The 22849-nt window shown below is 66.1% G+C and carries 21 protein-coding genes and 1 tRNA gene; 6 read left to right on the top strand and 16 right to left on the bottom strand.

Annotation, left to right across the window (positions count from 1 at the left end; genetic code table 11):
- Positions 1-286: 286 nt before the first annotated feature.
- Positions 287-961, top strand: a complete 675-nt coding sequence (locus FHT08_RS06180) for a methyltransferase domain-containing protein (protein WP_104536940.1) — start codon at positions 287-289, stop codon at positions 959-961.
- Positions 962-1093: 132 nt separating this feature from the next.
- Here FHT08_RS06180 and FHT08_RS06175 read toward each other — a convergent pair whose 3' ends face one another.
- The gene (locus tag FHT08_RS06175) at positions 1094-1351 is read right to left on the bottom strand and encodes a hypothetical protein (RefSeq protein ID WP_104536938.1); all 258 of its coding nucleotides are present in this window, start codon (positions 1349-1351) and stop codon (positions 1094-1096) included.
- A gap of 404 nt (positions 1352-1755) precedes the next feature.
- A tRNA-Phe gene (locus FHT08_RS06170) sits at positions 1756-1831 on the bottom strand.
- A 179-nt stretch (positions 1832-2010) separates the two neighbouring features.
- Between FHT08_RS06170 and FHT08_RS06165 the strand changes: the two genes are divergently transcribed.
- The 5 genes from FHT08_RS06165 (at position 2011) to dxs (ending at position 8466) form a co-directional block, all read left to right on the top strand.
- Complete coding sequence (locus FHT08_RS06165) at positions 2011-2547, top strand: lipocalin family protein (protein ID WP_104536936.1); 537 nt, start codon at positions 2011-2013, stop codon at positions 2545-2547.
- Positions 2548-2683: 136 nt separating this feature from the next.
- A complete protein-coding gene (locus FHT08_RS06160) occupies positions 2684-3160 on the top strand; it encodes an LEA type 2 family protein (protein ID WP_166774562.1) in 477 nt (158 codons plus the stop codon).
- Positions 3161-3197: 37 nt separating this feature from the next.
- Positions 3198-4991 (top strand): acyl-CoA dehydrogenase C-terminal domain-containing protein, encoded by a 1794-nt coding sequence (locus FHT08_RS06155; RefSeq protein ID WP_166774561.1) that lies wholly within the window; start codon positions 3198-3200, stop codon positions 4989-4991.
- A 542-nt stretch (positions 4992-5533) separates the two neighbouring features.
- On the top strand, positions 5534-6190 hold the full coding sequence (locus tag FHT08_RS06150; RefSeq protein ID WP_104589787.1) for an HNH endonuclease: 657 nt from the start codon (positions 5534-5536) through the stop codon (positions 6188-6190).
- A 359-nt stretch (positions 6191-6549) separates the two neighbouring features.
- Positions 6550-8466 (top strand): 1-deoxy-D-xylulose-5-phosphate synthase, encoded by a 1917-nt coding sequence (gene dxs, locus FHT08_RS06145; RefSeq protein ID WP_047129680.1) that lies wholly within the window; start codon positions 6550-6552, stop codon positions 8464-8466.
- A gap of 137 nt (positions 8467-8603) precedes the next feature.
- On the opposite strand, the gene FHT08_RS06140 is transcribed toward dxs, so the two are convergent.
- From FHT08_RS06140 to FHT08_RS06075, 14 genes are all read right to left on the bottom strand, one after another.
- Positions 8604-9860, bottom strand: a complete 1257-nt coding sequence (locus FHT08_RS06140) for a glycosyltransferase (RefSeq protein ID WP_166774560.1) — start codon at positions 9858-9860, stop codon at positions 8604-8606.
- Positions 9850-10461, bottom strand: a complete 612-nt coding sequence (locus FHT08_RS06135) for a hypothetical protein (protein WP_166774559.1) — start codon at positions 10459-10461, stop codon at positions 9850-9852. Before FHT08_RS06135 ends, FHT08_RS06140 begins: the two co-directional genes overlap by 11 nt.
- Positions 10439-11590, bottom strand: coding sequence for a glycosyltransferase (locus FHT08_RS06130; RefSeq protein ID WP_166774558.1), 1152 nt, complete (start codon positions 11588-11590; stop codon positions 10439-10441). Before FHT08_RS06130 ends, FHT08_RS06135 begins: the two co-directional genes overlap by 23 nt.
- Positions 11581-12540 carry an NAD(P)-dependent oxidoreductase gene (locus FHT08_RS06125; RefSeq protein ID WP_166774557.1) on the bottom strand — a complete coding sequence of 320 codons (960 nt, stop codon included), beginning with the start codon at positions 12538-12540 and terminating at the stop codon, positions 11581-11583. The genes FHT08_RS06130 and FHT08_RS06125 overlap by 10 nt, the downstream gene beginning before the upstream one ends.
- A complete protein-coding gene (locus tag FHT08_RS06120) occupies positions 12537-13385 on the bottom strand; it encodes an MBL fold metallo-hydrolase (RefSeq protein ID WP_166774784.1) in 849 nt (282 codons plus the stop codon). The genes FHT08_RS06125 and FHT08_RS06120 overlap by 4 nt, the downstream gene beginning before the upstream one ends.
- A 35-nt stretch (positions 13386-13420) precedes the next feature.
- Positions 13421-14452, bottom strand: coding sequence for a 3-oxoacyl-[acyl-carrier-protein] synthase III C-terminal domain-containing protein (locus FHT08_RS06115; protein WP_166774783.1), 1032 nt, complete (start codon positions 14450-14452; stop codon positions 13421-13423).
- 132 nt (positions 14453-14584) lie between these two features.
- Positions 14585-15616, bottom strand: a complete 1032-nt coding sequence (locus tag FHT08_RS06110; RefSeq protein ID WP_166774556.1) for a TraB/GumN family protein — start codon at positions 15614-15616, stop codon at positions 14585-14587.
- Positions 15617-15708: 92 nt separating this feature from the next.
- On the bottom strand, positions 15709-16170 hold the full coding sequence (locus FHT08_RS06105) for a cupin domain-containing protein (RefSeq protein ID WP_166774555.1): 462 nt from the start codon (positions 16168-16170) through the stop codon (positions 15709-15711).
- Positions 16171-16205: 35 nt separating this feature from the next.
- The gene (locus FHT08_RS06100) at positions 16206-17000 is read right to left on the bottom strand and encodes a WecB/TagA/CpsF family glycosyltransferase (protein ID WP_166774554.1); all 795 of its coding nucleotides are present in this window, start codon (positions 16998-17000) and stop codon (positions 16206-16208) included.
- A gap of 4 nt (positions 17001-17004) precedes the next feature.
- Complete coding sequence (locus FHT08_RS06095; RefSeq protein ID WP_039522111.1) at positions 17005-17799, bottom strand: polysaccharide pyruvyl transferase family protein; 795 nt, start codon at positions 17797-17799, stop codon at positions 17005-17007.
- Positions 17800-17832: 33 nt separating this feature from the next.
- The gene (locus FHT08_RS06090; RefSeq protein ID WP_104536928.1) at positions 17833-19032 is read right to left on the bottom strand and encodes a glycosyltransferase; all 1200 of its coding nucleotides are present in this window, start codon (positions 19030-19032) and stop codon (positions 17833-17835) included.
- 64 nt (positions 19033-19096) lie between these two features.
- On the bottom strand, positions 19097-20581 hold the full coding sequence (locus tag FHT08_RS06085; protein WP_104536926.1) for a lipopolysaccharide biosynthesis protein: 1485 nt from the start codon (positions 20579-20581) through the stop codon (positions 19097-19099).
- 17 nt (positions 20582-20598) lie between these two features.
- Positions 20599-21648 (bottom strand): glycosyltransferase, encoded by a 1050-nt coding sequence (locus tag FHT08_RS06080; protein WP_166774553.1) that lies wholly within the window; start codon positions 21646-21648, stop codon positions 20599-20601.
- The gene (locus FHT08_RS06075) at positions 21645-22787 is read right to left on the bottom strand and encodes a glycosyltransferase family 4 protein (RefSeq protein ID WP_104606491.1); all 1143 of its coding nucleotides are present in this window, start codon (positions 22785-22787) and stop codon (positions 21645-21647) included. The genes FHT08_RS06080 and FHT08_RS06075 overlap by 4 nt, the downstream gene beginning before the upstream one ends.
- Positions 22788-22849 lie beyond the last annotated feature (62 nt).

Below are 22849 nucleotides of genomic sequence, written 5' to 3'. Positions count from 1 at the left end.
GTGAGCTGATCCCTCACATCCAAACGAAATGCCTAGCTCACGGTGAGCAGCAATGGCCATGAGCAGCGCATGCAAGCGTGCACCCGTGAGCGATGGCCTGCGCCGTCGCTTGCTGAAAGCAGGTTAATGGCGGCACGGCGGGCCAGCATTGGCAGGCAGGTGCATCGGTCGTTTTGCCGTAGCATGCGCGGGCAGCAAGTAGCTCTTGCGCTTCGTTCGGCCGTTCTGGCGCCGTTGCGCGCGTCTTTCCAGCCAGCGCAGGCTCTGGCAATCATGCGATGCCACCATGCCGGGCTACCAGACCCAGATTCACGAGTTGACCTTCGGGCAACTGACCTACGTCATCCGCGCACTTGCCGACAAACAGCAATACGCCGATCCGGACGAGAGTGCGGCCGATGCAGGCATCTCATCGGCGCAATGGAGCCTGTTCGGGCAGGTCTGGCCTGCCGGTCGGCTACTGGCCGAGGCAATGGCCACGCGCCCGATCGAAGGCCGGCGCATTCTCGAACTCGGCTGCGGCCTGGGGCTGGCCAGCCTGGTCTTACGCCGGCGCGGCGCCGACGTGGTCGCCAGCGATCATCACCCGCTGGCCGAAGTGTTCCTGGCGTACAACGCCGCGCTCAACTCCCTGGACTCGGTGCCGTATCGCCGGCTCGACTGGGACGCCGGCGCACTGAACATGGGCCAGTTCGACATGATCATCGCCAGCGACGTGCTGTACGAGACCCGCCACGCCACCATGTTGGCCAGCCTCATTCCCGCGCTGGCCAGGCCTTCGTGCGAGATCGTCATCAGCGACCCGGGCCGCGGCAACGCCAACGCGCTCTCGCGCATGCTGGCCGACATCGGGTTTTCGCTGATCGCCGGCGAACGCCAGGCAGCCGCGCAGGTGGCCAAGGCACCGCGCCTGTTCGTCTACCGGCGCAACATGGACAACTGGTGGCCAGCAGGCCGCTAATCGCTCTGCCGCGTCAATCGGGTGCAGGGTATAGGCAGACAATGCGATCGGCTTGCGCGGATCGACTTTGAGCACCTTGTGCCCGCTCATGCGTATCAGCGCAGCCTGGCGCCGCGGTGCCGGCGCCTAGCCTCAGAGCCGGTATTCCTTCGGGTCCAGAAACTCGGCCAGACACGAACCCACGCGCAGCGCCTGCTCGCGCGCATCGCCGCGGTACTCACCCTGCCCCGCGCCCTCGATCGTGGCGATCGGCAAGGGGTGGTCGCGGTGATACACGAACGCCGTCGACGACCACTGGGTCTGTCCAGGGGCCTGACTTTCCATCGTTTCCACGCGGAACTCACCGCAGTAGCCGTGAATCAACGTGCGTCGAAGTGTTTTGTGCGTCATGCGCGGAAGTATCGCCACGCGCAGTTGAAGACCACGTGGAAAACCACCGCGATCCGGCAGCGCGCGAGCCGACTCCAACCCCTTGGGTCACCGGACGCAATCTGCCAAGCCCATTCAAGGGCGGGCCTTACCCGCATCCGCCCTTCGGGCACATTCTCCCGAGGGGAGAAGGAACAATCAGGCGCTGCGCAGCAGCTGGAGTTCGATCAACGCACGCGCCGCCCAGAAGTCGGCGTTACAGCGCGGAGCAACACAGCAGTTCGTTTAGCCGCAGGCGACAGGTCTGCCAGCAAACGCAAGCAATCCATTTGCAGCAATCGCTGCAACGTGGCGGTGACAAAACCGGGAAGAGAGTTTGCACATCCGGCGACTGCCGGGAAGCCTTGCGAACGAAGGCTGGGAAATGGTGGCCGAGGACGGAATCGAACCGCCGACACGGGGATTTTCAATCCCCTGCTCTACCAACTGAGCTACTCGGCCACTATCGCAACATGCTGCCTGCGTTGCGAGGACGCGCATCATAGCGAGCAGGCGCAGTTTGAGCAAGCCTTGCGATGAACTTTGTTGCGGGCCGGCGCGGCGACCGTGCTTTCTTGCATCGGTTCACACCGCACCGAAGGCGGCATGGCCTAGCCTGCGCGGGTCCCGAGGAGATTGTCATGCGCCTGCCCCGCCTGCTGTTGTCGTTCGCCTTGCTGCTGCCGTTGATGGCCGCGGCCCAACAGCCGGTACGCGCAGTGCCGCAATTGGACATATCCCGCTACGCCGGCCAGTGGCATGAGATCGCGCATCTTCCGGTGTCGTTCCAGAAGAAGTGCCGCAGCGACATCACCGCCAGCTACACCTTGCGCGACGATGGCTTGATCGGCGTGCGCAACGGCTGCCGCGCCGCCGATGGCGAGCTGACCCAGGCCGAGGGAGTGGCACGGCCGGTCGAGGGCCGGCCCGGGCAGCTGCAGGTGCGCTTTGCGCCGGAGTGGCTGAGCTGGTTGCCGCTGGTGTGGGCCGACTACTGGGTGATCGCACTCGACCCGGACTACCAATGGGCGGTGGTCGGCGAACCGGACCGCACCTATCTGTGGATCCTGTCGCGCTCGCCACAGATGCAGCGCGCGCAGTTCGAGCAACTCAAGCGTCAGGCCACGCAGATGGGCTACGACCTGTCGCCGCTGGTCGTGGCTGCGCCATTGCGTTGACGCCAACGGCCTGAACGCGGGCCGCGCCGGGCATACTCCGCAACGCCTGCACCCGGACACGCCGTAAGGCAGCAAGGCAGCAACCGTACTGCGTAGTATTCTTGGCGCCGCCTCATCCCGCCAAGGACTTCAGTACATGCGTCGTGCCTACCGTTTCCTGATCGTCTCGCTGGCCTGTGGCCTGCTGCTGAGCGCTTGCGGCGGTGCGGTACGCCGCGTGTCCGAGCCGGCCGCCAGCATCCAGCAATTGACCGTGCGTGCCGACGGCTCCTGGTCGGTGGACCTGCGCCTGCAGAACTACAGCAGCATCCCGATGCAGTTCGAGCGCGTGGCGCTGGAGATTTCCGCCGGCGATCAGCTGGCCGGCAAGCTCGACCGGAGCGTCGGCATCTCGATCGGCCCGGAAACCGCCGACGTGGTGACCGTCAGCGTGCAGCCGACCTCGCTGGGCCGTCTCACCGTGGCCGATGTGCTCGCCGGCGGCCGCTCGCTGTCTTACTCGCTCAAGGGCACGGTGTGGGCGACGCCGCAGGACAAGAAGCAGCGCGATTTCAGCGTCGAATCGCGCAACACGCTCAGCCCGGCCCCCGGCCTCAACGGCGTGCTGCGCTGACGCGCACGCCTTCCCGCACTCGTTTGAAGGATTCCGCATGAGCAGCTACACCGCCCCGCTGACCGATTTCCGCTTCGCCCTGCACGACGTGCTTGGCGCCGAGGCGTTGTTCGCCCGGCTCGGCTATGCCGACGCCAGCACCGACATCATCGACGCCGTGCTCGAAGAGGCCGGCCGCTTCACCGCGCAGGTGCTGGCGCCGCTCAACAGCATCGGCGACGAAATCGGCTGTGCCTTCGACAAGAGCACCCATGCGGTGACCACCCCGCCCGGCTTCCGTGCGGCCTACGACCAGTTCGTGGAAGGCGGCTGGAACGGGCTCACCGCCGAGACGCAGTTCGGTGGCCAGGGCATGCCGCACACGCTGGGCGTGCCATTGAGCGAAATGATCAACGCCGCCAACCTGGCCTGGGGCAACTTCCCGCTGCTGTCGCACGGCGCGATGGAAGCGCTGCGCCAGCACGGCGAAACCTGGCAGCAGGATGTCTTCCTCAAGCCGCTGATCGACGGCCGCTGGACCGGCACCATGTGCCTGACCGAGCCGCATTGCGGCACCGACCTGGGCCTGCTCAAGACCCGCGCCGAGCCCAACGCCGACGGCAGCTATGCCATCACCGGCACCAAGATCTTCATCACTGCCGGCGAGCATGATCTCACCGACAACATCGTGCATCTGGTGCTGGCCAAGTTGCCGGACGCACCGCCCGGTGCCAAGGGCATCTCGCTGTTCGTCACCCCCAAGTTCAAGGTGGACCGCGACGGCAACGTGGGCGAACGCAACGCACTGCATTGCGGCTCGATCGAGCACAAGATGGGCATCAAGGGTTCGGTGACCTGCGTGATGAACTTCGAAGGCGCGCAGGGCTACCTGGTCGGCCAGCCGCACAAGGGCCTGCAGGCCATGTTTACGATGATGAATACCGCACGCCTGAGCGTGGGCCTGCAGGGCATCGGCCTGTCCGAACGGGCGTACCAGAACGCGCTGCGCTACACCCGCGAGCGCCTGCAATCGCGCGCGCTCAGCGGCGCCAGGTTTCCCGACAAGCCGGCCGACCCGATCATCGTGCACCCGGACGTGCGCCGCATGCTGCTGACCATCAAGTCGCTGACCGAAGGCAGCCGCCTGCTCGCGCTGTACGCCGCCAGCCTGGTCGACGTGGCCCACCGCGGCGCCACCGAGCAGGAGCGCGCCGACGCCGAGACCCTGGTGAGCTTCCTCACTCCGATCTCCAAGGCCTGCCAGACCGAATGGTCGATCGAGAACACCTACCACGCGCTGCAGTGCTTCGGCGGCCACGGCTACATCCGCGAATACGGCATGGAGCAGCTGGCCCGCGACGCGCGCATCACCACCATCTACGAAGGCACCACCGGCATCCAGGCGCTGGACCTGATCGGCCGCAAGACCGCTGCCAGCCAGGCGGCAGGACTGAAGCTGTTCCTGGCCGATGTCGAACGCTTCGCCAATGCGCAGCAGGACGCGGCGGCGCTGGCCGAGTTCATCGAGCCGCTGCGCGACAAGTGCAGCGAGTGGGCGATGCTGACCCGCGATGTGCTCGATCGCGCCGCCCGCAACCCGGACGAACTCGGTGCCGCCAGCTATGACTACCTGTTCTATTCCGGCTATGTGGTGCTGGCGTACTGGTGGGCGCGCAGCGTGGCCGCTGCCGATGCTTCCGCGCACAGCGAGGAGTTCAAGCGCGCCAAGCGCGAAACCGCCCGCTTCTACTTCGCACGCGTGCTGCCGCGCACGCTGACCCATGCCGCCACCATCCGCAGCGGCGCAGCGCCGTTGATGACGCTGGACGCGGAGTTGTTCGGCGAAGCCTGAGCAAGTGCCATCATCGCGGCCAGGGCCGCTGTCGTAGCGGCCCTGGCCGCGATGCGGCGGTACCGATCTGCGAGACGTCGCGCCCGGGTGCGCTCCTACGGCAACATCGCAGGATTCCGTCGCTGTCGTAGGAGCGGACCTGGCCACGACGAGGCGGTACCGATCGGCGAGACGTCGCGCCCGGGTGCGCTCCTACGGCAACACCGCAGGATTCCGCCACCGTCGTAGGAGCGGACCTGGCCGCGACGAGGCAGTACCGATCGGCGAGACGTCGCGCCCGGGTGTGCTCCTATGGCAACACCCCAGGATTCTGCCGCTGTCGTAGGAGCGGACCTGGCCGCGATGAGGCGGTACCGATCGGCAAGACGTCGCGCCCGGGTGCGCTCCTACGGACAAGGCCTGCAACGCGCCCGAAGATGGGTGACGCAGCGCGGCCGGGGCGGCTGGGCGGGGACGTGCTGATCCCTGATTGCAAGACGCGCGCCAAAGCCGTTCGCTGCGATACACAAACTGTCAACGATCGGGTATAAGCTGTTTTCCCGATGGAGACAGACACGCACGCAGGTGATGTGATCTTCCCCGGAGGCTCTTCTGCTCCGGTCGCGGGCAGCGCTGTCGCTGCAATCCAGCAGCTTCCTACCTTGCGCCTGCTTTCGCTCGATGCGCATGGCCGGGTGCTGGACTGGATCAACTGGCAGGACGCCGCCTGTCTGTACGCACGCGATGCGGTGTCCTGGACGCTGGGCGAGCCCTGCATGCAGATCCATGGCGGCATTTCGCGCCTGACCGGCGCGCGCAGCGTGCTGGAATTGCATCCCATCATCGCCGCACGTGGGCACGCGCGTTCGCGTGCGCTGGACCCGACGCCGACGCTCAGCAACACTGCGCTGTTCGCGCGCGATGCGCAGCTGTGTATGTATTGCGGCCAGCACTTCAGTCGCCCGCAGCTGACCCGCGATCACGTCATGCCGGTCTCCAAGGGCGGCCGCGACAGCTGGGAGAACGTGGTCACCGCCTGCTTCCAGTGCAACTCGCGCAAGGCCAACCGGACGCCACAGCAGGCGCATATGCCGTTGCTGGCGGTGCCGTACCGGCCGAGCTGGATCGAACATCTGATCCTGTCCAACCGCAACATCCTCTCCGACCAGATGGCGTTCCTGCGCGCGCAGTTGCCCAAGCGCTCGAAACTGTCGCTGTAGCCGGCTCGGCACCACGCGCCGAGCGCCAAGTTGCGAGCATTGGCAACGGCCGCCTGAGAGAAGGCGTCGTCGACGGTGTCGAGTGTGTCGTTTCACAACGACGCATAGCCTTGCATGGCTTCGCACCCATTCCCCATGCGCCGGCTCAACCCGCGAGCCATGAAGGCCAGGCAACATCCCTGGCCCGTGCCGCAGGCCTCTGACCCGGGTGCGGCAGATTGCCGCAGCCCTGGGAACCCGGCACGCACGCCTGCACTGCCGACAGGCTCGGCCCTCACTTCCCGCTGACAGCTGAACCGGCTTGCTTGCCGGGCCTTCGCATGGGGAGGACAATATGGCTTCAGAACATTGACACGATGATGATCGACTCCACCCGCTATCCGCGCCTGTCCCGCATCCAGACCCCCGACGACCTGCGCACTTTCGACGAGGCCGATCTCACCGCGATCGCCGAAGAGCTGCGCGCCTACCTCATCGAATCGGTGGGCAAGAGCGGCGGGCATTTTGCGGCCGGCCTGGGCGTGATCGAACTCACCGTCGCCCTGCACTATCTATATCAGACCCCGGTCGATCAGCTGGTATGGGATGTGGGTCACCAGACTTACCCGCACAAGATCCTCACCGGCCGCCGCGACCAGATCCACACGGTCAAGCAGAAGGACGGCGTGGCGCCGTTCCCCAAGCGCGAAGAGAGCGTCTACGACACCTTCGGCGTCGGGCATTCCTCGACTTCGATCTCGGCCGCGCTGGGCATGGCGATCGCCGCGCAACGCAGTGGCGACGAGCGCAAGGTGGTGGCGGTGATCGGCGACGGCGCGATGACCGCCGGCATGGTCTACGAGGCGCTCAACCACGCCGGCGGCATGGACCCGGAGCCGAACCTGCTGGTGATCCTCAACGACAACCGCATGTCGATCTCCGAAGCGGTCGGCGGGCTGACCAAGATGCTGGGGCGTGCCAGCGGCAGCCGCACCCTCAACGCGATCCGCGAGGGCGGCAAGAAGATCCTCGGCGACAAGAAGAACAACCCCACCGCGCGTTTCGTACGGCGCTGGGAAGAACACTGGAAGGGCATGTTCGTGCCGTCCACGCTGTTCGAGGAAATGGGCTTCCATTACACCGGCCCGATCGACGGCCACGACCTGCCCGGCCTGGTCGGCGCACTGAAGACCCTGAAGACGCTCAAGGGCCCGCAGCTGCTGCACGTGATCACCACCAAGGGCAAGGGTTACGAACTGGCCGAAGGCGACCAGATCGGGTACCACGCCGTGGGTCCGTTCGATCCGAGCAAGGGCCTGGTCGCCAAGGCCGGCGCCAAGAAACCGACCTACACCGACATCTTCAGCGACTGGGTCTGCGACATGGCCGCGGCCGAACCCAGGCTGCTGGTGATCACCCCGGCAATGCGCGAAGGTTCGGGCCTGGTGCGTTTCAGCAAGGAGTATCCGCAGCGCTATTTCGACGTGGCGATTGCCGAGCAACACGCGGTGACGCTGGCTGCCGGCATGGCGACCCAAGGCGCCAAACCGGTGGTGGCGATCTACTCCACCTTCCTCCAGCGCGGCTACGACCAGCTGGTGCACGACGTGGCGGTGCAGAAGCTCGACGTGCTGTTCGCGATCGACCGCGGCGGCGTGGTCGGCCCGGATGGCGCCACCCACGCCGGCAACCTGGACCTGAGCTTCCTGCGCTGCGTCCCGCACATGGTGGTGATGGCGCCGGCCGACGAAGCCGAGTGCCGTCAGATGCTCACCACCGGCGTGCGTTACGAAGGCCCGGCGGCAGTGCGCTATCCACGCGGCACCGGCCCCGGCAGCGCACTCGATACAGCGCTCACCACCTTGCCGATCGGCAAGGCACAGTTGCGTCACAGCGGCACACGCATCGCCCTGTTGGGCTTTGGTGCAAGCGTGGATGCGGCAGAAGCGGTCGGCCGCGAACTTGGCCTGACCGTGGTCAACATGCGCTTCGTCAAACCGCTCGATAAGGCCATGCTGCTGGAACTGGCTGAAAGCCACGAAGGCTTCGTCACCATCGAAGACAATGTCGTTGCCGGCGGCGCCGGCTCGGGCGTGGCCGAACTGCTCAACGCCGAAGCGGTCACCATGCCGATGCTGCACCTGGGCCTGCCGGACAGCTTCCAGCACCACGCCAGCCGCGAAGACCTGCTGGCCGAGGCCGGCATCGACCAGGCCGGCATCCGCGCTGCGGTGCTCAAGCGCTGGCCGCAGCTGATGGCAGGCAAGCCGCCCGCGTTGAATGCCGCTGCAGGCTGAGGCCTGCGCGGGTCGCACGCGGCAGCAGTTGCGGCAGGCGGTTGGACGAATCGCCTGCCTGTGTCGGCAATGACCTATGCCGCGTGCTGACGCTGATGTTTCGACCCGACACACGACCGATCCCGCGCGATAACGCATTAAATCTGCGGCACCGCACCGGTGCGTGCAAATTCGTCCACCAGCCGCACGATGCGCGCCTGCGCCTCCATGTCGTGCAGCTCTGCCTGCAATCTGCGTACGCCTGCTGGCAGCTCGGTGGCGGCCAATGCATCGCGCAACAGCGCAGGCAGACCGTCCAGCTCGCGCAGCCACCACGACGCACCTGCGCTGTGCAGACGCGCGGCATGGTCGAACTGATCGTAATCCAGCGGGTAGACGATCGACGGCAGCCCCGCCGCCAGGCAGGCATACAGGATGCCGGCACCGCCATGGTGGATGACCAGGTCGTAGCGATGCAGCTGCTGCGCGTAATCCACGTACGGCAGGCGCTGGTAGTTGCCGTGCGTCTGCGCTGGCGGCGCGGCGCTATCGCCATCGCTGAAGTGGAAGATCACCGGCGGAAACTGCACTGCGACGGCACGCAGCACCTGGTCCATCCGCTGCTTGACCCATTGCAGATGGGTGCCCAGCGTCACCAGCACATGCCGACGACCGGGGACGAACTGCGGCGGCGCAACCGCCGCGGGCGGCGTACACAGCTGCGGCCCGACGAAGCGCACCGCCGCCGGCCAGCGCCGTGCCAACTCGAACGACGGCAGCCCCAGGGCCAGGATGCAGTGCGGCGAATACACCGCCTCGCTGCGATCGCTGCGATAGATCGCCGGCAATCCGGATGCGCGCATCTGACGGCGATAACACAGGTGCAGGCCCCGTTTGAAGCCACGCGTCAGCCGCCGCGCCATCGCCTGCCAGATCCGCTGCCTCGCCGTGGATGCCGGAAGCAGGCCACCGAAATACGCCGGAGGCCCGTCGCCGGTTTCGATCACGCATGGCGACGGCATGCTGGTCCACCAGGCGATGCCCATCGCCTGTGCCGCCAGCCCCGCGCTGGGCAGGGTGAAGTCGGCGATCACCAGATCCGGCCTCCGCTCGCGCCAGCGCTGCCGTACCGCATCGCCCACCCGCGTCATCAGGCCAAGCGCGCTGTGCAACTGTCGGCGCAGCCGCAAGGGATTGTGGCCGACCGCATGCGGTGGGTTGGCGATGTCGAGCAAGTGCCGGTCGGCGTGCGCATCCAGCACGCCGACCGCGCTCAGTCCGCATGCACGGATGCGCGCCAGTGCGGCCGGCGTGCTGATGACGTGCACATCGTGATGTGGCGCCAGCTGCCGGGCGATCGCCAGGATCGGATGCAGATGCCCGCTATACGGCGGCGCGATCAGATCAATGCGCATGCCCGCTCCCCTGCACTGCCTGCTCGACCTGCGCGATGAAGGCCTGGCAATCGGCCAACACCATCGCATCGCGCAGATACGCCATATGCCCGCATGCAGGGGTCAGGTCTGGCGTACCGCCGAACAGCGCGCGCGAGATCCAGTCGCCGCTGCCCTGGACGACGCGCAGCTGCCCGAACGTGGCAGGCGCATTGCACACCGGGCCATAGGCGAACACGGCAAGGCGTGCGCGCAGCGCCTGCGGCAGCCGTAACGCCGTCAGCAGCTGCAGGCCACAACTGCCGGCCAGCAGCACCGTCGTCGGCGCCTGCTCCAGCAGCGCGACCACGCGCAGGCGATCTGCATCGGCAACGCGTGCGGCGCGTGCGGCCAGATACTGGCGCGCGTTGGACACGCTGGCGCGCCACAGCGGCGTATGTCGTTGCGGTGGACTATCAAGGCGATACGGATAATTGCAGTCAATCAGCCGCCGGCCCGGGCCTTGCAGCTGCTTCAGAAAATGCTGCTGTTGCATGCTCAATGCGCAACGCTCCGGATCGCTTTGCCCGGTGAGGAAGGCGATCTGCAGGGTGGCGCCGTCAGTCCGCACGAAAACGCCCATCCGGCAACACGCGATAATGCCGGGTGCGCCAGCGGATCGTGCGCACCAGCGCCGCATGCAGCAGATGCAGCGGCTGCAGACACTCCGCAACCACCGACAGCAATGCCCGGTGGCGAACCGCACCGGTCAACCGCCATTGCACCAGGCACAGCACCAGCGCACGCAGCAGCACGGTGCCCAGCACCCAGGCCAGCGCCGGCCAGCTCGCCTGCACGCAGGCACAGGCCAGCAAGGCCAGCAGCAACAACGGCGGCAGCCCCTGCAGCACGCCGATCACCGAACGCACGCCCACGCTCTGCCGACGCAGCAGGATCGACGCGAACAGCATCCATCGATGCATCTGGCGTGCGTAGCTGGCCAGATCCGGCATCGCGGTGCGCATCGCCACCGGCGCGACGGATTGGCGCAGTCGCCCGCCGCGCTCACGCACCAAGGTGGCAACGGCCAGATCGTCGGTGAGCTGCTGCAGTAACGCGGCAAACCCGCCCCATGCGCGCAGCTGCTCGGTACGCGCGGCATAGCACATGCCGTTGATGGTCAGCGGCGCGGCGAACGGCAGCCAGCCCAGATAGGTCAGCGCCGCATTGTTGTTGACGAACTGCGACAACAGGCGGCCTGCCAAAGTGGCACTGTCCTGGTAGTACGGCAACGCGGTGACCATATCGGCGTCGGTCAGATCCTGCAGCAGGCGTGCGAGCGCGCTGGCGCTCAGCTGTGCATCGTCGTCGAGGATCAGGCTGATCGGCGCGCGCACATGCGCCAGCGCGTGCTCGAGCTTCCAGGCCTTGGGGTTGATGCCGGCTGGCGCGGCCGGCACCCACATGCGCTGGATGCGTGCATGCGGATGCAGCGCAACCAAGGCGTCAGCAACGCTATTTCCCGGGCCATCGTCTGCATCCAGCAGCCAGACAAACTGGGCGTCCGGCAGCGCTTGCAGGTTGGCCGCAAGCACCTGCTGCAAATGCGCATCGCCGCCCAGCACCGGCTGCAGGATCGCCACCTCGGCTTGGGTGGTGGCGCCGCCTGGCGGCAGCGCGCGTGCCTCACGCAGCACCCACAGCACCGCAGCCGTCCTGACCATCAGCACCGCCAGGTAGGCAGCTGCCACTATCGGAACGACTACGCCCACTGCGCCGCCTGCCAACGCACGAATGCCTCGATGCCTTGTTCCAGACTGACGCTGGGCGGCCCGAGATCGGCGAGCGTGCGTCGTGGATCGAAGGTCTTGGAATAGGCGAACGCACCCACGCCGAAGCGCGTGATCGGCGGCTCGCCGCGCAGACGCAGCAGGCGATACGCCGCTTCCACCACGCTGGCCATGCGCAATGCAGTAGCGATGCGCACCTCGCGCCGCGGCAGCGGCAGCTGCAGACGCGTGAGCAGGTCCAACAACAACTGCTGCAGATCCACCGGCTGCGCATTGGTGAGGTTATAGGCCGGCTGCAACTGCGGCGCGGTCGCGGCGCGATAGAGGTAATCGCACAGCGTATCGATGTAGATCAGGTCGCCGATCACCGGCTGCGTCTGGCCGACGAAGCGTGGCAGCGCACCCTTGCGCGCAGCGGCGATCACCCGCGGGAACAGCACCGTGTCTCCCGGCCCGAACACCGCACGCGGGCGCAGCACGGATTTGTCGCCTGGATAGTGCTCCAGCAGTGTTTCGCCAAGGTATTTGGTCTGTGCGTAGGTGTTGACGAATGCCGGCCCTATCGGGCTGTCCTCGCTGAGGTCGTATTGATGCTCCTCGCGATAGAACACCGAACTGGACGACACATACAGCAGACGCGGGCCGCCATGGCGCTTGCAGAAGTCGATGACGTTGGCGGTAGCCTGGACGTTGTGCAGGTGGAACTGCGCGCGCGTGCCCCACGGCGAGGCCAATGCCGCAGCGTGGATCACCACATCCGGCTGCCACGGCAGCGAGAACGGCTGGCTCAGATCGATGCGATGGTAGTTGGGCAGATCGCTGGCGCGACGACCGATGCCGTGGATCTCCACACCCGGCTGCCCCTGAAAACGCCGCAAAAAGGCACCACCGACAAAGCCGGATGCACCGGTCACGAGAATACGCAGGCTCATCGCCACTCCGGTTGATAACGGTCAAGACTGGGTTGGCAATGCGACGGCAGGATGGTCAACTCCGGGTGCGCGTGCGACAGCGCGTGCAGCTGCTGCACGGTGCGCCGGAACGCACGCCAATCGTGCATCAACAAACGTGTGGGCCAGGCAGGCCACTGCAGTGCCGACCAGGTCGCCGACGACCACACCGCGTCGGCGCACAGCAGCACCTCGCGGTCGTGTTGATCGCGCAACCACAGGCCCATCTGCCCAGGCACGTGCCCGGGCAACGACACGGCCAGCACGCTGCCGTCTTCGAACAGATCGTAGGCCTCACCCAGACCTTGCCAGGCGCCGGTCAGCGCACGCAACGGCGCCTGCTCGGCAAACTGCAGGCGCCGATCGAAATCCTCAGGCAGCAGCTGCGGCAACAAGGCACGCCGCAGGCCGCCGAGGCGCGAACAACTGCGCAGTTGTTGATAGTCGGCGCGCAGGCACAGGAAGCGCGCGTTGGGCAGATCGCGCAGACCGCCGACATGGTCGGCATGGAAGTGCGAAATCAGGCACCAGGCGATCTCTTCCAGCTGCACGCCGCGGCGTGCCAGCTGTGCGCCCAGCGTCTCGTGCGCGGGCAGGCGCACCGGCGTGGTCCAGCGATACAGGCGCTCGGGCCAGGGATCGGTCGCGCGGAAAAAATGCTCCGCATACCCGGTGTCGTACAACAGCGCGCCGCGCTGCGGATGCCGGATCAGCACGCTCAACGCGGGAAATTCCACCGCATGCCAGTGGCCGTCCGCACGCACCATGCGCTCGCAGTGGCGGCAATGGCCGATGCGCAGCAACTCGAGCGACACGCGCGGCGGCATCAGGGCGCGACCTGTTCGGACCATGCGCACATGCCCTAGTACCGCAACACCATGCCGCCGATCGCCAGCCCGGCACCGGTGCCGAGCAGCGCAACCAGATCGCCACGCTGCACGCGTTGTTCGATCCGGGCGTGATGCAAGGCATGCGGCAACGAGGCGGCGACCTGGTTGCCGGTGGCCTGCAGGATGCGAATCACCTGATCGGGGCGCAGCCCCAGCGCCTGCACCACATGATCCAGGCCGCCACCGGAGGCCTGGTGCGGCACCAGGCAGCGCAACGCTGCCGTGGTGGTGCCGGCCTCGCCCAGCAACCGTTCCCAGAATGCAGGCAGATGGCGTGCCGCGAACCGGTAGGCGCCGCGCCCATCCATGCTGAAGCTGCGCAAGGCCTCGGGCGACTGCTCTTCGCCGCGCGGATAGCGGGTGCCGCCGCCGCGAATGCGGCACAGCTCCGCGCCATCGCCGTAACTGGACAGGCGGCTGGACAGCAGTGCCGAGCCGTCATCGGCGGCGCTGCGCCCCACGACCACCGCGGCCGCCCCATCGCCAAACAAGCCGGCGGTGGCCGGCGACGATGCATCCAGCCCGCCCGATGCCACCTCGCTGGAAACGATCAACACGCACCGGTAGCGCCCGAGCGCCAGCGCATTCGCGGCCATGTCCAGCGCCACCAGGAAGCTCAGGCAGGTCGCGTTGACGTCGAAGGCCGGAATGCCCGAATCGCCCAGCCCGAGTGCGCGCTGGATCAGCACCGCCTGGCAGGGAATCGGCTGCTCCATGACGCTGCAGGCCGAGATCAGGCAATCGACCTGACTGGCGTCGATGCCAGCGCTTGCCAGTGCTTGGGTCGCCGCCGCCGCCCCCATCGACGACGCCGTCTCGTCCTGGCCCACGTAATGGCGCGTGGCCACTCCCGAGCGCGCGAAGGTGGTGCCTGCCGGCAGCTGCCAGCGTTGATCCAGCTGGTGCGAGGTCACCTCCGTGGCGGGAACATGGCGCCCGGTGCCCAGGATGCGCAGCGGCAATGCATTCAACACGGAGGTCTCGTTGGACAAGGCGCGCAGCATACCGTGGCTGGCGTGGGCCGAGCCGATCGATCGCCGGAGCGCGGTGCGCATGCCTGCCTGCGTGGACGGCGATCGGTCAGTCGATCGCCATCTCGTTCCAGACGACAACTGCAGGGCAGTCGTGCCGACGCGTCAAGGCGCTTCCACCGCATATCCCAGCGCCTGCAGTCGCGCCAGATAGCCATCGGCTGCGGTCAGCCGGCTGATCGGCAGCACCGCGAAGGTGCTGCGATTGCGTTGCAGCGCGGCGGTGGCGATGCTCAGCCAGCGCTCGCGCATGCGCCGTTCCAGATCGTCGATGCCGCGCTTCCTGGCGGCACCGGAACTGGCCATGGCGCTCATGCAGGCGGCCTGAGGATCTTCGCGTGGCAACTGGCGCAGTGCATCGATATCGCCCACCGACCAGGCGTTGGCGCGCTCGACCATCGTGGGCAAGTCGCGCTCGACGGTGATCAGGATGCTGCGAAAGCATGCGACATCGTCCATACCGCCGGCGCGGAACTCCTTGATGGCCTGGCGCGGGTCGGAGATCTTGTAATCCAGCGCGGTGGGGGTCGGCTTGATCCCGGCGCGCTTGGCGGCACGCTCCACCACCGACCAGATCACCGGCGAGCGTGCCAGGCCGGAACGTTTGATCGCCGCCTGATACAACTCGCCGGCGGCAAGCATCGGGCGCTTGCGCTCCACGCCACGGTCGCTGCCGAGATAGCGTGCCTTGGCAACCGACCAGCGCGCATACAGCTCGGCCGGCAGCAGCTCGCGCAGTTCGCGGCCGTCCTCGTTCTTCATCGCCTTCATCGCCGAGGGCAGCAGGGTCAGTTTGCCGAACAACCCCATGTCCGCATCGATCTGCACGGTCGGTGCCATCAGCACCTGCTGCGACTGGCCGATGATCGTTTCCACCTCGGTCGCCTGCCACTGCAGCCGCTTCGGCAGCGGCGACACGGTGCCCAGGATCCACAGCACATGGTCGTCCTTGCTGACCTTCCACAGGCCCGGGCCGGGCTGTACGCCGCGCACCACCATCGCTTCCAGATCGACCACGGCCGGCGGCGATGGCGCGGCCGGCTGCGGCCTCGTGCCATCGCTGGCCGACGCCAGCAACGACACCAGCAACGACACCAGCATCATTCCCACGCCCCACCCCGCCCGCTGGCCTCGCATCACGTCTCGCCCCCTGTGTGAGAACGCGGACACTACGCCAAGCCGGCCATGGCCGCGTTAGGGAAATGTTCGCCGCCGCAGCCGCCGATGGCTCAGCGTGGGTCCAGGCTGGCCAGGCGCGCGGCCAGGGGCGAGGCGCCGTCGAGCAGCGCAAACCCTTCCCACACGAATCCCGGCGAGACCGTGCAGCCCACCAGGGTGAAATCGCCAAGCGGCCGCGCCGCCTGCCAGCACCCTGCCGGCACCACGTGCATCGGCTCGCCGCGCTCGGCGGCATCCAGAATCAGGCGTTGCAGCTGTCCGCTGATCTCGTCGTAGATCGACAGCTCCAGCGCATCGCCCTGCTGCCAGTGCCAGACCTCTTCTGCATCCACGCGATGCCAGGCGCTGGATTCGCCGGCAGCGAGCAGGAAGCGGATGGCGGTCAGCGCCGGGCGCGGCTGGCCGCCATCGCTCACCTGGTGCGCAGACGCATACGTGCGACGGAAATGCCCGCCCTCCGGATGCGGGGCGAGTTCAAGCGAACGGATCAGCTTGGCGGCGGTCGGATGCATGCCTACATGCTAAGCCCGCCAACGCCGCGCGCGCATCACGGCAGGTGCTTGCCCGCGCGCAGGCAGGTGCGGAAGAACACCAGCAAATCCCAGCTATAGCGCTTGAGCAGACGGCGCGGCTCGTTGAGCAGCCGGTACATCCATTCCATATGCAGGCGCCGCACCCAATCCGGCGCACGCTTGGCGGTGCCGGACAGGAAATCCAGCAACGCGCCGACACCGAATACCAGCGGCACGTTCAAGGCATGGTTGTGATCCAGGATCCAGCGCTCCTGCAGCGGGTTGCCGAAGGCCACCAGCAGCACATCGGCGCCCGAGCGATTGATGCGCTCGGCCAGGCCCTCGCCGGCGGCGGCAAATTCGCCGTAACCGTCGCACATGCCCACCACTTGCTGCCCCAGTGTCCCAGTCAAGGTCGCGGCAGCGGTCTTGCCCACGCCGGGACGACCGCCGAGCAGGAAGAACGTGAGCGGCTGCGCGGCCTCGCGACACAGGTACGGAATCAGGTCGGTGCCATTGAGGTTGCCGGCAAAGCGGCGGCCATGGATCAGGCGCGCCGCCAGATCCATGCCGATGCCGTCATTGACGATGCGCACGCTGGGCTCGCGCACCCGCGGGCGCAGTGCCTGGCATTGCACGATGAAATTGGTGTTGGCGAAAAACACCCGGCGTGGCTGCCGGGCGGCCAACGCCTGAAACAACTCCAGTGCAAACGCTTCCTGCGTGGTGGAAAGCACCGGAAATCCGCCGAGCGGAATCACCACGTCCTGCGGCGTCGCCAAGTTGGCGGTTGCTGTCGTCTCCGTATCCACGTGCCGGCCCTGCATCATCGGATCACCAAAGATCGTAAGGGAACGCGGCCAGCAGCCCGGCCTGCAGTTTCTCCAGGTCGAAATCACCGTTGCCGCCAAGCTTCAGACACTCTTCCACGCTGTTGCCGGAGTGCCACTGCATGCGTCCGGTGCCGTTGTAGTAGTCGTCGTACTTGAAGCGATCCTCGCCGTTACCCCAATCCAGGTAAACGGCCGGAATCCCGTACGCCTCGGCAAGAATCAGCCCATGCAGCGAGCTGCTGATCACCAACTCGGCGCCCAGCAACGCGCTCATGAACGTCGCAGGCTTGACGTTGGGAAACACCAGATGATCCGCGTAGGCGCTGTACTTCTCGACCGGTTCGTTGAAATGCGGAACGATGGCGAAGGGGCGCTTGTTCGCCGTTCCCAGCGCATCGGCGGGGAAAAACATCGGGGTCAGCAGACCGGGGTCGCCGTAGACCTCCGGCACCGCGATCCCGCGATCGAGCAGGAATTGACGCGTCTTCGGGCCACGCACCGCACGCACATCGAGGGTGCTGAAGGTATTTCGCTCGGCGGGAATCTTGCCGTTGATGCCGCTGCCCCAGACGGTGTCGCCGTCCTTGGCGAAATGCAGCACCGACCCGATGGCAATCAGCTTCTTGCTGAGATCGCGCTTCTCGATCAGCGTCTTGTCCTGCAAGGAGAGCACGCAGGACACAATCACCTTGGACAGATGATCGCCCATGTTGACGCCGGCGTTCTTCGGCTGCCACCAGAACAAGGCACGGCGCTCCGCATGTTCGATCCATTTCTGCAGCAAAGCATTGGCCATAACGAGCAGTCTCCTAAAGTTGGGTGCGCGGCATCAGTGCGAGAGCACGGCCTCCGAAGAAGCGCGCGCAGCTGCGCCATTCTGCTGCGGGTACAAACGGGTTTCCGGATACGCACCGGGATTCAGTACGCGGTCGGTGGTGTCGGACCAATTCAGGCATTGGCGGTAACGCACGCGCGGTGCGTCCAGCGCGCGACTGATGGCCGCAATGACCGATTCACCGTTGCCGGGAGTGTAGCCGAAACGCGATTGATACGGCCCCACGACGGCATTCGGACACACCGCAGGCAGGCCGAAGAAATCGTATTGCAACAACTTCATCGAGCTATCGGCCAGATACACCGGCACCTGCTCGGATGCGTAAGGCGCGATCCCGAAACGGGCGTGCTTGATGTAGCCGATGGTCTCGGCGTGCTTCATCTCGCCATAGACGATCACGTTGTCGCCATAGCCGGGATGCCGGCCCATGCCCGACCCGATCACGTGGAACGTGACCTGCGGGAACGCCTTGCTGGCAACCACGAAGAAGTCCGGGTCGAACAACATCGAGCCCACCGCAACCGCATGGATGCCTTCGCCATACGGCGACGGGTCGCCCAGCTGATCCAGGTTGTGGTCCACCCCGTGACCGACGTGATACACGTTGTCGCGGCTTGCCACTTCCTCTGCCATTGCCGGCGACACCAGTGCGATGACATCCAGCGTCGGTGCAACCCGATCGAACTCGCGTTCGATATAGGACGCGACATTGATCGTGCTCAGGCCATCGGAGGCGCGGTAGACCAGCTTCGCTGCCGGGTTGACGCGCTTGGCCAGCTCGATGAAAGCCACCGCGATCCCGCTTTCGAACACGATCACGTCGGCCTCGCGCATCCAGTCCAGCAACTGGCGTGGCGGGTGCGCGGCATACCAGCGGAACATCGCATCTTCGACAGAACGCAGCCAGGCGCGGCGCGTGTTGAACGGATGCACCGTCGTGCGCCACAGGTAGCAGTCCACGCCCTTGTGCGACACCACGGTGTTTGCGGTGTCGTCCAGCGGCAGCCGCATGTCGCCTTTCATGCGCGACAGCCGGCTGTAGCGCAGCGAGAAAAACCGGGTGGTGCCGCGTAGCGCGAGTTGATCGGTGATGAAGTGGATATTGGCGCGCCGTGGCGTGCGGTAATCGTGGGCGGACAGGACCAGGTAGCAAGGCCGGCGAATGCCGGAAGCGGCGGCGGGTGTATCGCTCATGGGCCGTGTCCTATGAATGAGTGGGAGAAAGCATGCAAGAACGCAGGCGAAGACGAGGTCGATCTCATTGGCGTGCCTTGGCCTGCTTGAGCAACTTGCGGATATTGAGGATGGCAATGACGTCGCGGCGGAACGCGGGCCAGATCGCCAACGCCAGCAGACAGACCGCCGCCATCGTGGCCGCACCAACGGCCAGCTGCTGCCACAGCGGGCCACCGACGGTGATGGATGCGTAATACGCGCACGCCCCCGCCACGCCATACGCCGTCATCGCGCGCACCGCATTGGTGAACAGTGCGCCTACCGGTGCGTCGGAAATCTTGCCGACCCAGACCAGCGACAACGGCCAGGTCACCAGCAGGCCGAACGAATAACCGATCGCCACGCCCATCGCGCCCCAGCGCGAGCCGACGAAGATGCAGCCGATCAGCACGATGCGGCTGACCAGCGAGAACAGCAACTGCGCACGCATCAAGCCCCTGGCAAGGAATACCCAGTAGGTTGCATACGACGCAGTCTGGAAAATACCGCCCAGCGTCAGCACCTGGAACAGGGGCACGGCCTCGCGCCACTGCTCGCCCAGCACCAGCACGATCAGCGGCATGGCCAGCGCGCAGGCGAAGGCGAACAGCGCAACGATCAGATGCACCATCACCGTCTGCCCGCGCAGCAGGAAGGCGCTGAAGCGTTCGCGGTCGTCCTGCAACTGCGACAACACCGGCAACGCCACACTGGTGGCGGGCGCGTTGATCTGATTCAACGGCATCATCAGTAGCTGAAACGCACGGTTGTACAGACCCAGTGCGTCCGGGCCGGTGCGCCAACCGATGATGACCTGCCCGACGTTGCGGCTGGCATAGCCCAGCAACTGCGCGGCCATCAGGTTCCAGCCGAAGCTCATGAAGTCGCGCATCGGCGCCGAACGTTGATACCCGCCCGGCAACCAGCGCGCGCAGCTTGCAGCGATGATGAAATTGACCACCGCCTGCACCACCTGCTGCACCACCAGCGCCCAATAGCCCCAACCCAGCAAGGCGGCAGCGACGGCCGCGCCCAGGCCCAGCACCTGCGATCCCACATCGCTGAGCGCGACCTGGCCAAACCGTAGCCCGCGGCTCAGATGCGCGCGGTATTGCGTGGTCATGCCATTGATCAGGAACGTCACCGCCAACGCCTGGGAGATCGTCACCAGCGCCGGTTCTTTGTAGAAATTGGCGATCACGTGGGCAGAGGCGTACACCGCCACCGACAGCGACAAGCCGATGCCGCTGTTGATCCAGAACAGGTTGTCGCGCTGCTCGCGGCTGACATGCTTGGCCTGTACGGCAGCGGCGGACAGGCCGAAGTCGCGCAGGATCTCGGCCGCACCGACAATGGCGGTGACCATCGCCATCAGGCCGTAGTCGTAAGGCGTCAGCAAGCGCGCCAGCAGGATGATGCCGCCGAATTGCACGACCATCTTGGCCGACTGGCCGATCATGGTCACCGCTGCGCCACCAGCGGCGCGCGAACCGAGGCTGCGCTGTGGCGGCGGCGTGGGGGAATTCATCGTCGGGATCTCTGCGGTCACAGCGCGGCGTCTCCATGCTTGCCGAGCGCTTCCAGGTAGGTGCGGTAGTGCAGCTGTCCGATCCGTGGCCAGTCACGTTGCGAGAGATCCGGCGCCGGGCCGCGCGACGCGGCGCGCACTTGGTCCAGCATGCCGGTCAGCAATGCCGCATCGAATTCGCCCTCGTAGAGAAACACCCAACCCGGCCCCACTTCGTCGGCAATCGCCGCGTTGGATTCGCTCCACGGTGCCAGCACCGGGCGCGCCAGCGACAACGCCAGCAACAAGGTGCCGGAGTTGTGCATCTGCCGGTACGGCAGCACCACCAACTCGGCCTCGCTGACTTCGCGTGCCAGCACCGGTTCTTCGACATAGGCCAGCAAGGCGCTCATACGCGGATCCTGCGCGCAGGCCTCCTCCACCAGGCTGCGCATCTGCGGCGTGGCCGGGTTGCCGACGATACGCAGCTTCAGGCGCGGATCGTCGACCTGACGCATCACCTCCAGCAGCGTTTCCACACCCTTGTACGGGCGAATCAGGCCGAAGTGCAGCAACCGCCCAGGAACCGGCGTGCCTTGCGGCATCTTCGCAAACCACTCGCGATAATGGCCGTGCAGGATGGTGTCGGTGAAGGGCGGCCGCGGCGGCGTGGTCGCGTTGATGCGGATCCAGCGGCGCGTCAGCCGATCGATCCAGCGCAACAGGCCGCGTTCGCGCCAGCCACGATCTTCGTGCGGCGCCAGGTTGTGCAAGGTACGCACCACCGGCGTGCCGGTCAGCTGCAGCTTGAGCAGCAACAGCGTCGCACACACCTGTTTTGCCAGGGTGCCGACCGCACTGGGATGGCGCAACAGATATTCCGGCCAATGCAGATGCAGCACGTCGTAGCGCGACAGCAGCGCATCGCGCATCGAAAAGAAGCGCGGCTGCACTGCGGCGGGCAGCGATGCGTAAAGCTGGGTCAGATATGGATTGGTGCTGGCATTGGGCTTCTCCGTGGAGAACAGCACGGTGACCTGTTGCTGCGCGCTCGCCCGCGCAGTCGTTGCCGCTGCAGGCGCGCTCATCGCACTGCCTCCCGGGTAGCGCGCGTGCCCAACGCAGTGTGGTACTCGTCGACGTAGCGTCCGACCACATGCTTCCAGTCGTAGCGGCTCACGTACGCCATGGACGCTGCACGACGCGTATCGAAATCCGCATCCGCCTGCAGCGCAAGCGCCTGTACCTGGTCTGCGGCCGCATCGATCCGGTCGCGGTTGACGATCACGCCCTGGCCCGATTCGCTGGCAAGTCGCACGAATGGCGGGATGTCGCTGAGGATCGGAATCAGGCCTGCACTCATCGCCTCGACCGCAGCGATGCCGAAGCCTTCATGGCGCGACAGGCAGACGAAGAACTGCGCCTGCTGCATCAGGCTGCGCAGCTGCTCCTGCGAGGGCGACATGCTGAGTTGCACCTTGTCCTGCAAGCCCCGCTCGGCAATCGCCTTGCGCAGGTCGGCCTCGTTCAAGTCGTATTCGCGCCCTGCAATGATCAACCGCCACTGCGGATCACGTTGCAATACCGCCTGCAGCAGCTCCAGGGTTTCGATCAGGCCCTTGTTCACCGACCAGCGGCCGAAATACATCATGGTCCGCCCCGGCCTCGCTGCGCCCTGCCCTGCGTATTTTTCCACGTCCACGCCGTTTTCGATCACCCGCAAACGCGCCGGCGAGACCACCTTGGCGAACAGCTCGCCGTCGTTCTCGCTGGTTGCGATCACCCGCGCATACGCCAATGCCGAGGTGCGGGTGAGCGTCTGAAACCATAGCTGCTTCATCCGCGAGGCGTACGCGGTGTGGAAGAAGCCGCCGTGCGTGGACACCACCATCGGCTTGCCATGCAGCGGCTTGGTCAGCGCCAGATAGTCGTAGAAAAAATCGATGCCGTGCAGATGCACCAGATCGGCCGAGCGGATCGCGCTCAGCACGGACGGCGCCAACGGATAACGCGACGAGCCGCGATAACCGATGCGTCGGATCGGCAAGCCCTGATGTGTCTCCTGCTCCGCAAGCTGCGCGCTCGGATCGGTAAACACCCGATCCAGGGTCACGATCTCCACCGTATCGGCACTGGTGGCCTGGTGTTGCCGGGCCACATTGAGAACGACTTCCTCCATGCCTCCGATCGAAGGATGGAATTGGCGGACGACATGCACCACTTTCATTACGCCAATCTCCTGTGCCAGCGACGCAGACACATCTGCATGCTCGGCTGATCATTCTGGAA

The organism is Xanthomonas sp. CFBP 8151, assembly GCF_011761885.1.
GTDB lineage: Bacteria > Pseudomonadota > Gammaproteobacteria > Xanthomonadales > Xanthomonadaceae > Xanthomonas > Xanthomonas arboricola_B.
This window is presented reverse-complemented; position numbering and strand designations above follow the sequence as displayed.